This is a genomic window from Streptomyces sp. AM6-12 (genome assembly GCF_044327085.1).
GTDB lineage: Bacteria > Actinomycetota > Actinomycetes > Streptomycetales > Streptomycetaceae > Streptomyces.
This window is the reverse complement of record NZ_JBIQWN010000001.1, coordinates 968,476-981,979: the sequence shown is the minus strand read 5'-3', so window position 1 is coordinate 981,979 and position 13,504 is coordinate 968,476. Positions and strand designations below refer to the sequence as shown.

General features: G+C 73.8%; 14 protein-coding genes, 1 tRNA gene and 1 pseudogene. 7 read left to right on the top strand and 9 right to left on the bottom strand.

What is annotated here, in order from left to right; genetic code table 11:
- Nucleotides 1-4 precede the first annotated feature (4 nt).
- Together ACE4Q9_RS04385 and ACE4Q9_RS04380 are read left to right on the top strand one after the other, a co-directional pair.
- The gene (locus tag ACE4Q9_RS04385) at nt 5-490 is read left to right on the top strand and encodes a nucleotidyltransferase family protein (protein WP_397982893.1); all 486 of its coding nucleotides are present in this window, start codon (nt 5-7) and stop codon (nt 488-490) included.
- Between the two features lie 154 nt (nt 491-644).
- Entirely contained in the window at nt 645-839 is a 195-nt protein-coding gene (locus ACE4Q9_RS04380; RefSeq protein WP_397982892.1) for a hypothetical protein, read from the top strand.
- 22 nt (nt 840-861) lie between these two features.
- Here the strand turns inward: ACE4Q9_RS04380 and ACE4Q9_RS04375 are convergent, their stop codons facing one another.
- The 3 genes from ACE4Q9_RS04375 to ACE4Q9_RS04365 all read right to left on the bottom strand — a co-directional run bounded on the left by ACE4Q9_RS04375 (nt 862) and on the right by ACE4Q9_RS04365 (nt 3,608).
- Nucleotides 862-1,866, bottom strand: coding sequence for a Gfo/Idh/MocA family oxidoreductase (locus ACE4Q9_RS04375; RefSeq protein WP_397982891.1), 1,005 nt, complete (start codon nt 1,864-1,866; stop codon nt 862-864).
- A gap of 66 nt (nt 1,867-1,932) precedes the next feature.
- Complete coding sequence (locus ACE4Q9_RS04370; RefSeq protein WP_397982890.1) at nt 1,933-3,081, bottom strand: Gfo/Idh/MocA family protein; 1,149 nt, start codon at nt 3,079-3,081, stop codon at nt 1,933-1,935.
- A 182-nt stretch (nt 3,082-3,263) separates the two neighbouring features.
- Entirely contained in the window at nt 3,264-3,608 is a 345-nt protein-coding gene (locus tag ACE4Q9_RS04365) for a cupin domain-containing protein (RefSeq protein WP_397982889.1), read from the bottom strand.
- Nucleotides 3,609-3,739: 131 nt separating this feature from the next.
- On the opposite strand from ACE4Q9_RS04365, the gene ACE4Q9_RS04360 reads away from it, so the two are divergent.
- From ACE4Q9_RS04360 to ACE4Q9_RS04350, 3 genes and pseudogenes are all read left to right on the top strand, one after another.
- Nucleotides 3,740-4,276 carry a hypothetical protein gene (locus ACE4Q9_RS04360; protein ID WP_397982888.1) on the top strand — a complete coding sequence of 179 codons (537 nt, stop codon included), beginning with the start codon at nt 3,740-3,742 and terminating at the stop codon, nt 4,274-4,276.
- Between the two features lie 85 nt (nt 4,277-4,361).
- Nucleotides 4,362-4,438 (top strand) — tRNA-Pro (locus ACE4Q9_RS04355).
- A 540-nt stretch (nt 4,439-4,978) separates the two neighbouring features.
- Nucleotides 4,979-5,659 (top strand): annotated as a pseudogene (locus ACE4Q9_RS04350) (pyridoxamine 5'-phosphate oxidase family protein).
- A gap of 53 nt (nt 5,660-5,712) precedes the next feature.
- Here ACE4Q9_RS04350 and ACE4Q9_RS04345 read toward each other — a convergent pair.
- Entirely contained in the window at nt 5,713-6,402 is a 690-nt protein-coding gene (locus tag ACE4Q9_RS04345; RefSeq protein ID WP_397982887.1) for an ABC transporter ATP-binding protein, read from the bottom strand.
- On the bottom strand, nt 6,399-7,487 hold the full coding sequence (locus ACE4Q9_RS04340) for an ABC transporter permease (protein ID WP_397982886.1): 1,089 nt from the start codon (nt 7,485-7,487) through the stop codon (nt 6,399-6,401). The genes ACE4Q9_RS04345 and ACE4Q9_RS04340 overlap by 4 nt, the downstream gene beginning before the upstream one ends.
- Before the next feature lie 171 nt (nt 7,488-7,658).
- Here ACE4Q9_RS04340 and ACE4Q9_RS04335 point away from each other — a divergent pair, with 171 nt between their 5' ends.
- Nucleotides 7,659-8,891, top strand: a complete 1,233-nt coding sequence (locus ACE4Q9_RS04335) for a sensor histidine kinase (protein WP_397982885.1) — start codon at nt 7,659-7,661, stop codon at nt 8,889-8,891.
- Nucleotides 8,888-9,538, top strand: coding sequence for a response regulator (locus tag ACE4Q9_RS04330; protein WP_397982884.1), 651 nt, complete (start codon nt 8,888-8,890; stop codon nt 9,536-9,538). The genes ACE4Q9_RS04335 and ACE4Q9_RS04330 overlap by 4 nt, the downstream gene beginning before the upstream one ends.
- A gap of 48 nt (nt 9,539-9,586) precedes the next feature.
- On the opposite strand, the gene ACE4Q9_RS04325 is transcribed toward ACE4Q9_RS04330, so the two are convergent.
- From ACE4Q9_RS04325 to ACE4Q9_RS04310, 4 genes are all read right to left on the bottom strand, one after another.
- Nucleotides 9,587-10,840, bottom strand: a complete 1,254-nt coding sequence (locus ACE4Q9_RS04325) for an MFS transporter (protein WP_397982883.1) — start codon at nt 10,838-10,840, stop codon at nt 9,587-9,589.
- Entirely contained in the window at nt 10,837-11,622 is a 786-nt protein-coding gene (locus tag ACE4Q9_RS04320; RefSeq protein ID WP_397982882.1) for a hypothetical protein, read from the bottom strand. The genes ACE4Q9_RS04325 and ACE4Q9_RS04320 overlap by 4 nt, the downstream gene beginning before the upstream one ends.
- A 114-nt stretch (nt 11,623-11,736) precedes the next feature.
- A complete protein-coding gene (locus ACE4Q9_RS04315; protein WP_397982881.1) occupies nt 11,737-12,774 on the bottom strand; it encodes an alkaline phosphatase family protein in 1,038 nt (345 codons plus the stop codon).
- Nucleotides 12,775-12,913: 139 nt separating this feature from the next.
- Nucleotides 12,914-13,504, bottom strand: a complete 591-nt coding sequence (locus ACE4Q9_RS04310; RefSeq protein WP_397982880.1) for a transposase — start codon at nt 13,502-13,504, stop codon at nt 12,914-12,916.

The following is a 13,504-nucleotide window of genomic DNA, read 5'->3' as shown; positions in this document are numbered from 1 at the left end:
GCGTATGGAAGGGGCTGAGCGTCCGCCGGACCAGACCGGCGTCCCGCCCCGACGCCTCGCGGACGTAAGGGACTTCATCGCCCGCCTCGTCCGCTGGGCGCCGACCCGCGAGGACATCACCGGCCTCCTCCTCGTCGGCTCCTACGCACGCGGGACCGCCCGCTGCGGCTCCGACGTGGACATCGTCCTGCTGACCACCGATCCGGCGCCGTATCTCACCGGCGCCGCCGATCCCAGCGGAAAGCGGACCGACTGGACCGCCGAACTCACCCTCGGCGCACCCGTCCGCACCCGCGCCTGGGGGCCGATCACCGAACGGCGTCACACCCTGGCCCCCGGTCTGGAGGTGGAGTTCGGCATCGGTACCCCGCGGTGGGCGCGGACCGACCCCGTCGACCCCGGCACCCGACGCGTCGTCGCCGACGGCGCGCTCCCGCTGTACGACCCCTCGCGCGTCCTCGCCGAGTTGGTCCGGCACTGCCGGCCGTGACGCCGGGGCCGGGCGCCGTTCCCGCGCACCCCTGACGGACGCTGTTCCTGCGCAACCCTGACGGATTCGCGCCAGGCGCGGCCGGGAACGAACCGGGGGCACGCGGGCGTTGTTCAGGTGAACGGGGGGCGCCCGCGCAGACGGGAGGACGAGGATGACACACCGTACGGAACCCCGTAAGACGGCACCGGAACCCGCCGAGGCGGTGGCCCGGCGCCGGGACCGCTTCGGCACCCTGCCCGAGCGGATACATCCCGAGGACACGGTCGAGACCAGCCCGGCCACGCTGCCGGACCCGGCCCGCGACCGGTATCACGCGGACGAGTGGCTGGTGCGGTACTGCGGCTGACGAAGCCCCCGTACCGCGCGCGTCAGGCCTGCCGCACCTCCGCGACCGGCACCGGGCGGTGCTCGGCGCGGGAGAGCGCGCAGGCCTCCGCGATCCAGCCGGCCTCCAGGGCGTCCTCGACGGTGCACGGAGACGGCCTGGTACCGGCCACCACCTCGGTGAAAGCGGCCAGTTCGGCGCGGTAGGCGTCGGCGAAGCGGTCCATGAAGAAGGCGTGGGGGACGCCGGAGGGGAAGGCGGCCCCGGACTCGACCGGGCGCAGCGGCAGCCGGTCGTCCAGACCCACCGCGATGGCGTCGGCGCTGCCGTGCAGCTCCATGCGGACGTCGTAACCCCGGCCGTTGTGGCGGGAGTTGGAGACAAGCGCGATCGTGCCGTCGTCCAGGGTGAGGACCGCGCCCACGGTGTCGGCGTCACCGGCCCGCGCGATGTGGTCGGCGCCCCGGTTGCCGCCGACCGCGTACACCTCGGTGACCTCGCGGCCCGTCACCCACCGGATGGCGTCGAAGTCGTGCACCGAGCAGTCCCGGAAGACGCCACCGGAGGCGGTGATGTACGCGGCCGGCGGCGGCGCCGGGTCCAGTGTCGTACAGCGCAGGAGGTGCAGCGTCCCCAGCTCGCCCGCGCGCACGGCGGCGCGCGCGGCGGCGAAGCCCGCGTCGAAGCGGCGCTGGTAGCCGATCTGGACCGGCACCCCGCTGCCGCGCACACTGTCGAGCACGGCCACGCCCTCCGCCATCGTGCGGGCCACCGGCTTCTCGCAGAAGACCGGGACACCGGCGGCCACACCGGCCCGGATCAGCGCGGGATGGGCGTCCGTGGCCGCCGCCACCACCAGGGCGTCCACGCCGGCGGCCAGCAGCGCCTCCGGCGAATCCGCGACCTCGGCCCCGAACCGCTCGGCGGCGGCCGCCGCGGCCTGTGCGAACGGATCGGCGACCACGAGCGATTCGACGGCGCCGAGCCCGCAGAGGGTCCCGGCGTGGAAGGCACCGATGCGGCCGAGGCCGAGGATTCCGATACGCATGGGTGTTTGCCGCTCCTCAGGTTTCGGACGAAAGGGCGTAAGCGCGAAGGGCGATGCACTACCTGCCTATAACTCGACCCAGTTGCCGCTCGCCGCGGACTCGGCCATCGCGTCCAGGAGGACCGCGCCGCGCACCGCGTCCGCGAGCGTCGCGCCGTACGGTCTGCCCTCGGCGATGGAGCGCAGGAACCGGTGGGCCTCGATGACCTTCAGATCGTCGTAGCCCATCGCGTTGGCCGCGCCCGGCTGGAACGCGGCGAACTCGCCGTCACCGGGCCCCACATACACGGTGCTCACCGGCTGGTCCTGGAAGGAGGCGCCCCGGCTGACCGCGAGCTCGTTCATCCGCCGGAAGTCCCAGAACACCGCCCCGCTGGTGCCGTGCACCTCGAAGCCGTAGGCGTTCTGCTCGCCGACCGAGGCCCGGCAGGCCTCCAGGACGCCGCGGGCGCCGCGGGCGAAGCGCAGCAGACAGCCGACGTAGTCCTCGTTCTCCACGGGGCCGCGTTCGCCGCCGCGGGCGCGGGTGTGACCGGTGGTGGCGCCGCTCGGGCGGGCGCGCTCCGGGACGAAGACCGCGGTGTCGGCGGTGAGCGCGGTGATGTCGCCGAGCAGGAAGCGGGCCAGGTCGGCGCCGTGCGAGGCCAGATCGCCGAGCACCCCGCGACCGCCGCGCTCACGCTCGTAGCGCCAGGTCAGGGCGGCGTCGGGGTGGGCGGCGTAGTCGCTGAACAACCGGATGCGGACATGGGTGACGGCGCCGATCCCGCCCGCCGCGATCAGCTCGCGGGCGGCCTCCACGGCGGGCGCGTTGCGGTAGTTGAAGCCGACCGTGCCCCGCACCCCGGCGCGCGCGACCGCCTCCGCGACGGCGCGGGCGTCCCCGGCGGACAGGCCCACCGGCTTCTCGATCCACAGGTGCTTGCCCGCCTCCGCCATCGCCACCCCGATCCGGCGGTGCAGGAAGTCCGGCGCGGTGACGCTCACCGCCGCGACGCGGGGATCGGCGGCCACCTCCCGCCAGTCGCGGGTCGCGGTGACGAACCCGAACTGCTCGGCGGCCTCCTCGGCCCGGCCCGGCACCTCCTCGGCGACCGCGATCAGCCGTGGCCGCAGCGGGAGCCGGGGGTAGTGGTGGGGGAGACGGGCGTACGCCCGCGCGTGCACCCGGCCCATCCAGCCGAACCCGACGACGGCGACACCCAGCTCCTCCACCCTGTCCGCCTCTCCGCGTCCGGTACCACGGGACGGGACCGCCGCCCCGCACCCGGCCACCTTTGTCCGGACATGGCGGTGCTGTCAACGCCCCGAACGGGCCGTGGCGTCGAATTCGCCGGTTTCGGGAGGCGCCTACCGTTTCGGAGGGCGCCTACCGATCGGGCCCACAGGTGGGGCGCTTACAGATTGATGGCGTACGCCTTGCGGAGCGTCTCGTGCACGGTCCACGTCGTACGGTCGCCCGCGCGCAGCACCGCCATGTCACCCGGTCCGACCCGCAGTGTCGGGCCGTCCTCGACCTCGATCGTGGCCGAGCCGCTGATCACCACGAACAGCTCGTCGGCCTCGGTGTCGGTGACCACGCCCGGCGTGATCTGCCAGATCCCGCGGAGCTGCCGGCCGTCCGGCGACTCCCAGACCACCTTCCCGGTGACCTCGGGGTTCCCGGAGACGATCTGTCCGGGGTCGAGGGGCTCGGGTTCGAGGTCGGCGTCGGGGATGTGGAGCGCGAAGCTGTGCGTCATGGGCCCGACCCTAACGGCGCCCGCGCCCCGGCCGCCGTCGACAGAGTGTGCGGCATCGGGCCTGGTCACAGGACACTTCGTCGGGCCGCGCGGACTGGCGGCGGCGCGGGGCGGGGGTGATCGTGGAAGACATGGCCGACTCGACCGCGGCGGACGCCCAGGGACACGCGGGGGGCGGGCCGCGCCCCGGCGGGCACAGCACCCGCGAGGCGCTCCTCTTCGGCGGGGTCTACGGCGCCGTCCTCGCCAGCTCGATGGTCGCCGCCCTCACCCGCTACGGCGCCAGCACCCCCGCGACCCGCCGCTACGACGCCCTGTGGCTGCTGGTCACCGCCCTGGCCTCCGCCCTGGCCCACGGCTACGCCCACTACATCGCCGAGCGCGCCCCGCACCGCCGCTGGGACGGCCTGCGTGCCCTGCGCAACGAGTGGCCGCTGGTCGCGGCCGTCCTGCCGACGGTCTTCCTGCTCGCGGGCGCGGGCTGGGGATGGTGGCCGGCCAAGGGCGTCGAATACCCCGCCTTCACCCTGAACATCCTGATCCTGTTCACCCTCGGCCTGACCACGGCCCGCAAGGCGGCCCGCCCCTGGCCCGCCGCCGTCCTCATGGGCCTGGGCGACGCCCTCCTCGGCCTGATCGTGGTCGTCGCCAACACCCTCATCAAGTGACCCCGGCCCCGATGTCACCAGGCACCCGAGCGCATACGGTAAGGTTGACCTGCGTGATCACGCGACACACCGCGTGAGACCGTGACGGGACGTGGCGCAGCTTGGTAGCGCACTTGACTGGGGGTCAAGGGGTCGCAGGTTCAAATCCTGTCGTCCCGACCATGCTTCGAGCAGGTCGGAGGCCGTTCTCTCGCTGATGGGAGGACGGCCTTCCGTGCGTCCGGGGCCCTGGTGGTCGCAAGGTGGTCGCACGTCCAGTCCGTGGCCGGTCGACCATGACGCTGAAGGCCGGCGGCGCGGGAAAGCGGAGCCGGCCGGCGGCACACCGGCGGTGACGATCGTGGCGGCCAGGTGGCGCAGGTCGTGGACGGTGATCCTGGAATATCGCCTTCCCCGGACAGCTGGTGTAGCCGGTCGGGAAGATGGTGCGGTCCGAGCGGTCGGCCGTCGGAGCGGCAGAAGACGAGTCCGGTGAACGGGCCGGTCAGGGCCACCGCGTGTGGCTGGTGTTCCTGCACCATTCGGGCCGACGACCTGGTGCGTCGCACATTTCCGCAGAGGGCAAGGGATTTCGCGGTCAGTCGCGCTTGAAACAACGAATTAAGAAGCTTTATGGCGGCCATGCGATGGAATCAGTACCATCCCTCATGGTCCACGCACGCCGCAGGACCACGACCCGGCCCGTACACAGAGGAAGCGCCGATGAACTCCCCCGCTCCGGAACGCCAGTTGCCGGTCACCGAGCGCACCCGTCACCGCCGCTTGCGCGAGCAGGGCAGCCTGGACCGGGGGCAGCTCGATGCGATACTCGACGCGGGTTTCGTCTGCCACCTCGGCGTCACGGTCGAGGGCACGCTCATGGTCGTACCGACCGTCTACGGCCGCGACGGCGTAACCCTGTACTTCCACGGCTCGGTCGCCGGCCGCAGCCTGGTCGCCTCGCCCGGTGCCACGGTCTGCGTCACCGTCACCCACGTCGACGGACTCGTCCTGGCCCGCTCGGTGTTCGAGCACGGCGTCAACTACCGCAGCGCCATGGTCTACGGCACTCCCCGCCTGGTCGCCGACCCCGGCGAGAAGCTCGCCGGCCTGCGCTGCCTCACCGAGCACGCCGCGCCGGGCCAGTGGGACTACGCCCGCGGCCCGAGCCGCAAGGAACTCGCGGCGACCGCGCTGCTCGCCCTCTCCCTGGACGAGGCGTCCGTCAAGATCCGTACCGGCGCCCCGGACGACGGCGACGGCGACGACGCCCGACTCGGCCTGTGGGCCGGCGTGCTCCCGCTGCGCGCCACCTAGGGCGCCCTGGAGCCGGACCCGGCGCTGCCCGAGGGCATCGAGCCCCCCGCCCATCTGACGGAGCGGGCCGGCACCCCGGCGACCTGAACCGACGCTCGATCCGCCGGTATGCCGCCCCGGCGCCGACGAGCACGGCCTCATCACCCCTCGCTGCGGCACTCCAGCGCCGCGAGCCGCCCGTCCCGTACCTCGGCGATCCGGTCGGCGACCGCCAGGTGGGTGTGGTCGTGGGTGACCAGGACCGTGGCGGTGTTCCGGTCGTGGGTCAGCCGGGTGAGCAGGTCGAGGACGGCGGTGCCGCGCTCGTGGTCCAGGGCGCTGGTGGGTTCGTCGACGAGCAGCACCGTGGGGTCGTTCATCAGGGCGCGGGCGATGTTGACCCGCTGCCGCTGGCCGCCGGAGAGCTGGTGGGGGCGGCGCCCGGCCTGCCCGGCGAGGCCGACCGCGTCGAGCAGCGCCATGGCCCGCCCGCGCGCCCTGGCCGGGGAGCGGCCGTCGATGTGGGCCATCACCTGGAGCTGTTCGGCGGCGGTGAGCGAGGGCAGCAGATTGGGCTGCTGGAAGACGATGCCGATCCGTCCCCGGCGCAGCCCGGTCAGCTCGGCCCGGCTCAGCCCCGCGGTGCGGACGCCGTCGATGGTCACCGTGCCGCTGTCCGGTGTGATCAGCGTGGCGGCGACGGCCAGCAGGCTGGACTTGCCCGAGCCGGAGGGGCCGACCACGGCGGTCAGGCTGCCTCGAGGGACCTCCAGAGCGACCCGGTCGAGGGCGGTCAGCCGGGTGTCGCCGTCGGGATAGGTGAGGGTGATGTCGCTCAGGCACAGGCTCATCGGGCGCTCCCCAGGGCGGTCAGCGGGTCGACGGAGGTGATGCGGCGGACGGACAGCGCGGCCCCGAGGGCACCGAGTACGACCGTCACCGCGGCCGGCACCAGGACGGTTCCGGGGGAGAGGACGAACGGCACGGCGCCGCCCACGACGAGCGCCCCCAGCGCGGCGGCGACGCCGGTGCCGAGCAGTGTGCCGCCGACGAGCAGCACGACGGCCTGGCCGAGCGCGTCCCTGAGCAGATAGGCGGTGGAGGCGCCCAGGGCCTTCAGCACGGCGACGTCGGCGCCCCGCTGAATGGTCCACACGGTGAAGAAGGCGCCGATGACCAGCGCGGAGATGGCGAACAGGAAGCCACGCATCAGCTGGAGGGAGCCGTTCTCGGAGGCGTAGGAGCCGATCGCGGACAGCGAGTCGGCCCTGGCTACGGTCCTGGTGCCGGCCCGCCGGTCGATCGCCGCGAGGTCGGCCCCGGAGCCGGTGGTCAGGGCGATGACGGTGGCGGCCGGTCGTTCCCCGTCGCCGGTGGGCGGGGCGGTCCCGCGCCACACGTCGAGGCTGGTCCAGACGACCGGGGTGTGGCTGAAGAAGGCGTCGCCCCGCACCGCTGCGACCGTCAGCCGCCGCCCGGCGAGGGTGAGGGTGCCGCCCTCGGTCACGCCGAGGGCGTCGGCGGCGCCGGTGGACAGCACCGCCGTACGGTCGTCGAGCCTGCCGCCGTCCGGGGCGAGGCAGGAGCCGGGGCGGACGCCGAAGACGGAGACACCGGCGGTCCGCTGCCCGGCGCCGGCCTTGGTGGTGCCGATCCCCAGCGGTTCGGCGCGCTCGACGCCGGGGGCCGCGGCCCACTGCCGCCACTGCGCCGCGGTGACGGTGGAGTCGGCGTACGACAGACCCTGGCCGCGGGCGGGCGCCTGGAAGGCGATCTCGGTGGCGGGCAGGCCGGTGATCGCCGACACGTTCTGCCGGCCCAGTCCGGCCGTCAGCCCGGACAGCAGCCCGACCAGCAGGGTGATCAGTACGACGACGGTTCCCATCAGGGCGAAGCGCCCCTTGGCGAACCCCAGGTCTCTCCAGGCGACGAACACGGCCTCGCTGTCCTCTCCGGCGGTGGAAACGGTATGCCCCCACCGTCGCCGCCGGCCCGCCGTGCGCGCGTCCGGCGCCGGACGGCACTTCGCGGGCCGGACGGCGGTGCGCGGGTTCCACCTTTCGACAGAGGCCGCTGGCCCGGAGCCTCTCGTAGCCTGTAAGGCACTGTGAACACCGCTTCCCCCGCTCCGAGCCCGACCACTCGGGCCCTGTCCTGGTGCCTGCACCTGCTGGTCGTGGGCCTGCTCACGCTGGTCGCCTGGCGGGCGGTGGCCGACGGCCGGACCGCCGCCTGGCCCGTCGTCACCGCCGCCGTGGCCTGCGCCGGGGCCTACGCGGCCGGCCCCCCGCTGCCCGCCGTCCGCCGCTCCCGGCGGGCAGCGGCGCTGTGGCTCGCCGCGGTGGGCGCCGTATGGCTGGTGCTGCTGGTCCTGTCCCCCGACGCGGTGTGGGTGGCGTTCCCGCTGTACTTCCTCCAGCTCCATCTGCTGCCGCGCCGGGCCCAGATCACGGCCGTGGCCGCCACCGCGGCGGCGGCCGTCTGCGGCTTCGCCGCCCACCAGGGCTCCTTCGGCGCGGCCATGGTGATCGGGCCCGGGCTCGGCGCCGCGGTCGCGGTCGCGGTGGTACGGGGGTACGAGGCCCTGTACCGGGAGAGCGAGCGGCGCAGGCGGCTGATCGAGGAGCTGACCGCCACCCGCGCCGACCTGGACCGGGTCCAGCACACCGCGGGGGTGCTGGCCGAGCGCGAACGCCTGGCCCGCGAGATCCACGACACCCTCGCCCAGGGCTTGTCCAGCATCCAGTTGCTGCTGCGCGCCGCCGAACGCGCCCTGCCCGGCCGGCCCGATGCCGCCGCCGGCCATGTGGCGGCGGCCCGGCAGGCCGCGGTGGACAATCTCGCCGAGGCCCGCCGCTTCGTCGCCGCCCTCAGCCCGCCCGCCCTGGACGGCAGCACGCTGGCCGACGCGCTGGCACGGCTGTGCGCCACCACCGGCACCCATCACCGGATTCCGGTGCGGTTCCACCTCACCGGCGCCCCGGTCCCGCTGGCCACGGCGCACGAGGTCGCCCTGCTGCGCATCGCCCAGTCCGCCCTCGCCAACACCGTGCGCCACGCCCGCGCCACCGGCGCCGACATCACCCTCGGCTACCGCGGCGACCACATCGCCCTCGACATCACCGACGACGGCACCGGCTTCGACCCCGCGCTGCCGCCCGCGCCCGACCCGGAGAGCGGCGGCTTCGGCCTGGCGGCCATGCGCGCCCGGATGCACGACCTCGGGGGCACCCTGACCGTCGCCTCCGCGCCCGGCCACGGGACCTCCCTGGCCGCGCGGCTCCCGCTCGGCGCCCCCGCCGACCGCACGCCCACACCCGTATTCGAGGCCCGCCCGTGACCGACGACAGCTCCCCGCGCACCCCCATCCGCCTGCTCCTGGCCGACGACCACCCGGTGGTCCGGGCCGGGCTGCGGGCGGTGCTGGAGACCGAGCCCGGCCTCGTGATCGTGGCCGAGGCCGCCACCGCGGAGGAGGCCGTCGCCCGCGCCGCCGGGGGCGATGTCGACGTCGTCCTCATGGACCTCCAGTTCGGCAAGGGCATGGGCGGCGCCGAGGCCACCGCGCGGATCACCGCCAGGCCGGGGGCGCCGCGCGTCCTGGTCGTCACGACGTACGACTCCGACGCCGACACGCTGCCCGCCATCGAGGCCGGCGCCACCGGTTACCTCCTCAAGGACGCGCCGCCCGAGGACCTGGCCGCCGCCGTACGCACCGCCGCGGCCGGCCGCACCACCCTCGCCCCCACGGTCGCCGAGCGCCTCATGAACCGGCTGCGCACGCCGGGCGCCGCCCTGACCCGGCGCGAGACCGAGGTGCTCACCCTGGTCGCCGGCGGCCTCTCCAACCAGGCCGTCGCCCACCGCCTCCACCTCACCGAGGGAACCGTCAAGTCCCACCTGGCCCGCGTCTACACGAAGCTGGGCGTCGACTCCCGCACCGCCGCGGTGGCGACGGCCACGGACCTGGGGCTGATCCGGCGCTGACGTGGGCGCGGTGCGCGTACCGGGACACGAGCCCGGTGCCGTACCGGCTTACGTCAGGTCGCGCATGCGGCGGATGCCGCTGGTCCACACGGCCAGTGGGGTCAGGAAGGCGAGGGCGCAGATCAGCCACAGCGCCCCCCGGTTGCCGAGGGCACTGGCCGTGGCGCCGGCGGTGAGCGCGCCGAACGGCACCGCCCCCCAGGAGATGAACCGGACCGTGGCCATCACGCGGGGCAGCAGCTCGGGCGGGGTGACCGTCTGCCGGTGGGTGCGGGTGAGGATGCTGAGTACGACGATGCTCGCGCCGAAACACAGGTTGCCGAGCGCGAACAGCAGCAGCCCCCAGCCGCTTCCCGCGAGCGGCATCAGCAGCGCGAGGGACGCGCCGAACAGGGTGGAGGCCAGGATGGTGCGGGCGCTGCCGATGCGGCCGGCGAGCCGCGGGGTGAGCGTGGCGCCGAGGAGACTGCCGAGCCCCTCCATGGCGATCAGCACGCCGACGAGCCCAGCCGGTGTGCCGAGCGTGCGCACCAGGAAGACCGGGAGCAGCGCCATGAAGGCGCCGCAGGTGAAGTTGGCCAGCGTGGCCGCGGCGACGCAGGGGCGGATGACCTTGTGGTGGGTGACGAACCGCCAGCCCTCCTTGATCTGCCCCGCCATCGACTCCGCCGGCCCCCCGGACCGGACGGGGGCGGGCCGTGGCAGGGTGCGCAGCAGCACCGCGGAGACGACGTAGCTGACGACGTCGAAGACGAGGGTGAGCGCGCCGCCGAAGATCTGTACCAGCAGACCGCCGAGGGAGGGCCCGCCCAGTTGGGTGGCCGACACCGAGGCGGACGTCAGGCTGTTGCGGGCGGTCAGTTCCTCCTTGCTGACGATCGACGGCAGAAACGTGGAGTTGCCCACGTCGAACAGGACCGTCGCCAGGCCGATCACCAGCGCCACCAGGACCAGCTGGGCCAGATGCAGGACGCCGAACGCGGCCGCCACCGGTACCGACACCAGGGCCGCCGCCCGGACGAGGTCCATCGCGACCTGCGTACCGCGCAACGGCAGCCGCTGCACGATCACCCCGGCGGGCAGCCCGATGGCGATCCAGGCGGCGTACTGGGCCGCGGTCAGGAAACTGACCTGGAGGCTGGAGGCGTGCAGCACACCGACCGCCACCAGGGGCAGGGCGACGGTGGTGATCGCGTCACCGGTGCCGCTGATCGTGGACGCGGTCCAGTACCGCCAGAACGCGGAGGCGGAGCGCCGGTCCGTCGCCGGATCGAGTGGTCTGACGTCCTCATGGGCGGTCATGAGATCTCGACCTCCATGGTCAGGTCCCGGCATCGCTGAATGACGAGGTTGACCCAGGTCTGGGGCTGGTCGGGGTCGAAGGACCGCATGGTCTCCAGGGCCCAGTACTCCTCGAACGACAGCGCGTCCGGCCGGACCTCGCGGAACCGGCGTGCCCGCCACTTCGGCGTACGGGAGCCGAAGTTGCCCTTGCTCTCCAGCAGGGCGTCCACGGTGTGCCCGAGCGCCTTGCGGGCGGACAGCACCGCGCTGTCGAAGTCTCCGGCGGCCAGCTGGCCGCCGGCGTCCTCGATGGAGGAGTCCGCCTCGGCGAGCGAACGGGTGGTCACGAAGGCCCGGAAGGCGGACTTCTCGACCTTGCGCCGGCACTCGTCGGCCCAGGCGGCACCGCTGAGGGTGAGGCAGGTGCTCATCCGCTCCAGGAACAGCTCCTCGGCGTCGATCAGCGCCTTGGCCGTGGAGTTGCCGGCCTCGAACTGTTCCCAGCTGACCTTGTCGATCATCTGCTGGACCTGGCTGTCGAGCCAGTACTTGATCTCCCAGCGCCGGCCGTCCACGTGCAGCACGACCGCGGGGACGACACCGGGCTGGAGCGGTACCGGGATGGTACGGGCGCTGTCGCCGGTCCACGGGGTGGAGGAGACGACGTTGAAGTCGTAGTCGCTGGACTCGTTGGACCAGCCGCGGGCGACCGAACCCACACAGCACACCGCGAGGCAGTCCGCCGGTATGAGCCCGCGGCGATCCATCTCCTCCAGGCAACCGGTCAGACTTGTACTCATCGCTCTACCTCCTGGGAAATTACTCGCCTCAGCGTTCAGCACAGCCGCTCGTGCCGTCAACCGCCACATGAGACAGGGGAGTTGGGTTGAAAAACGGGTGACCGCGGGCCGTGCTCAGCGCCATACGGCGAAGGGTGTGTCGGTCTCCTCGGGCGCGAAGGAGCCGTGGTCGTAGCGGTAGGCGGCATCGGTGAGGAACTTCTCCCCCTCCGCCACCAGCAGGACGTCGCCGACCCGGCCCCGTGCGGCCGAGCCCGGCGCGAAGACCCGGTCCGCCGGCATGACCCGCACATCGCGGGGGAGCGCCGCGCGCAGTCGGGCGGACAGACCGGCGCCGCCGTCGCGGTCCTCGGGATACAGCCAGCGCATGCGTCCGGCGCCGCCCATCGTGAAGCCGTGCCGCTGTCCCATGTGGTCGAGAAGGTCCGCGAGCGCGGGGTCGTGCACCGTGGGCACCAGACCGTGATCGGCGTGGGCCACCACCACGACACCCCGCGCGACCAGCGCGTCGGCGAACGCGCCGAGAGCCGTGAGGACGTCGGTGGTGTGGCTGTCGTACCCGTGCCGGTGCACGTGCTGATCGACCTCCACGTAGCACCACAGGAGACAGGGCTGCCCGCCGCCGTGCCGGGCGAGTGTCTCCTCGACCGCCGTGCGGACGCGGGCGGCCACCTCGGCGGACGTCCGCCTGCGGTAGGCACCGTGCTCCGTGTAGAAGGAGTGGCCCGCGAGCGGGCGGGCGTGTGCCAGCAGGGCGTCGCGCCAGGCCGAACCGTAGTGCTCCATGTCGCCGAGCACCGCGAGCGGCGTACGGCCGTGCCGGGCCGCGTCGGAGAAGACGTTGCCGGCGGCCGGGGTCAGGCCGGCGCCGTGGTAGTCGAGGAAGTTGACCAGCGCGGGGCCGCCCGAGGGCGCCGAGAAGACCACTCCGGGCACCGCGTGGTCGTCGACGCCGAGACCGGTCAGGGAGCTGAGCCAGCAGGCCGAGGACGTCGTCGGGGAGACCGCACGCATCAGCCGGACGTCGGCGGACGGCCAACAGGGGCGCGCCGCAGCGAGGTTGACGCCGTCCAGCGCGAGCACGACGACGTGCCGCCGCGGATTCTCGGCCATCACCCGGTCGAGCCGGCCGCGGAAGTCGGTGAGGGACATCGGTGCAGGGGCGTTCACCGCTGAGGGACCACACTCTCTGTCGGACGTACCCGGCGGGGACCGGATCTGACGGGGCGTCGGCCCGGCGGCGCCTGGGACATCGCCGGCGCTGTCCGCGGCATCCTCCACCCGGCGGCCCTCACTGGACCCGGCGCAATGCCTGGCCCGCGGCCTCCGCCGGGGCGCGGGTCGGGCCGAACAGACGGACCGTGAGATCACCCGGCTGATGCAGCCGGATGCGGGGGTTGAGGCCCTCGCCGCGCCGTGGCTGCGCCTGAGGGCTCCGGGCGGGGGCGGGCGCGGTGCGGTTCAGCCGCTCCTCGGCCAGGGCGCCGATGATGTCGGCCCACTGGCGGGTGTGACCGGGCATCTGCGGCCTGCGGGAGGACTCGCGGATGCGGTTCCACAGACCGGCCTCGCTCCACTGCGTGAAACGGCGGTGCGTGTTCTGCCAGGACACGGTGAACGCCTTCGGCAACGCCCGCCAGGGCACCCCGCTCACCAGGACGTACACGATCGCGGCGAACATCGCCTCGTCGTCGGCGCGTTGGGTGCCGCCACCCTGTGGCCGCGCCGCGGGGCGCGGGAGGTACGGGCGGGCCAGCGGCCACAGCACCATGGGGGCGAGCCACGCGAAACGGCCCGCGCCCGGCGTCGTCGCCTGGGACTGCGGGTGGGGCCCCGGCGACTCGGGCAGACGTGCGGCGCCGGGAGCGGGTGTCTGTCGCAA

Bases quoted from the DNA above. Each gene is read 5' to 3' on its own strand.
- ACE4Q9_RS04320 (WP_397982882.1), bottom strand. From the start codon at position 11,622: ATGAGTACAAGTCTGACCGGTTGCCTGGAGGAGATGGATCGCCGCGGG.
- ACE4Q9_RS04385 (WP_397982893.1), top strand. From the start codon at position 5: ATGGAAGGGGCTGAGCGTCCGCCGGACCAGACCGGCGTCCCGCCCCGA.
- ACE4Q9_RS04345 (WP_397982887.1), bottom strand. From the start codon at position 6,402: ATGAGCCTGTGCCTGAGCGACATCACCCTCACCTATCCCGACGGCGAC.
- ACE4Q9_RS04315 (WP_397982881.1), bottom strand. From the start codon at position 12,774: ATGTCCCTCACCGACTTCCGCGGCCGGCTCGACCGGGTGATGGCCGAG.
- ACE4Q9_RS04375 (WP_397982891.1), bottom strand. From the start codon at position 1,866: ATGCGTATCGGAATCCTCGGCCTCGGCCGCATCGGTGCCTTCCACGCC.
- ACE4Q9_RS04325 (WP_397982883.1), bottom strand. From the start codon at position 10,840: ATGACCGCCCATGAGGACGTCAGACCACTCGATCCGGCGACGGACCGG.
- ACE4Q9_RS04365 (WP_397982889.1), bottom strand. From the start codon at position 3,608: ATGACGCACAGCTTCGCGCTCCACATCCCCGACGCCGACCTCGAACCC.
- ACE4Q9_RS04360 (WP_397982888.1), top strand. From the start codon at position 3,740: ATGGCCGACTCGACCGCGGCGGACGCCCAGGGACACGCGGGGGGCGGG.
- ACE4Q9_RS04380 (WP_397982892.1), top strand. From the start codon at position 645: ATGACACACCGTACGGAACCCCGTAAGACGGCACCGGAACCCGCCGAG.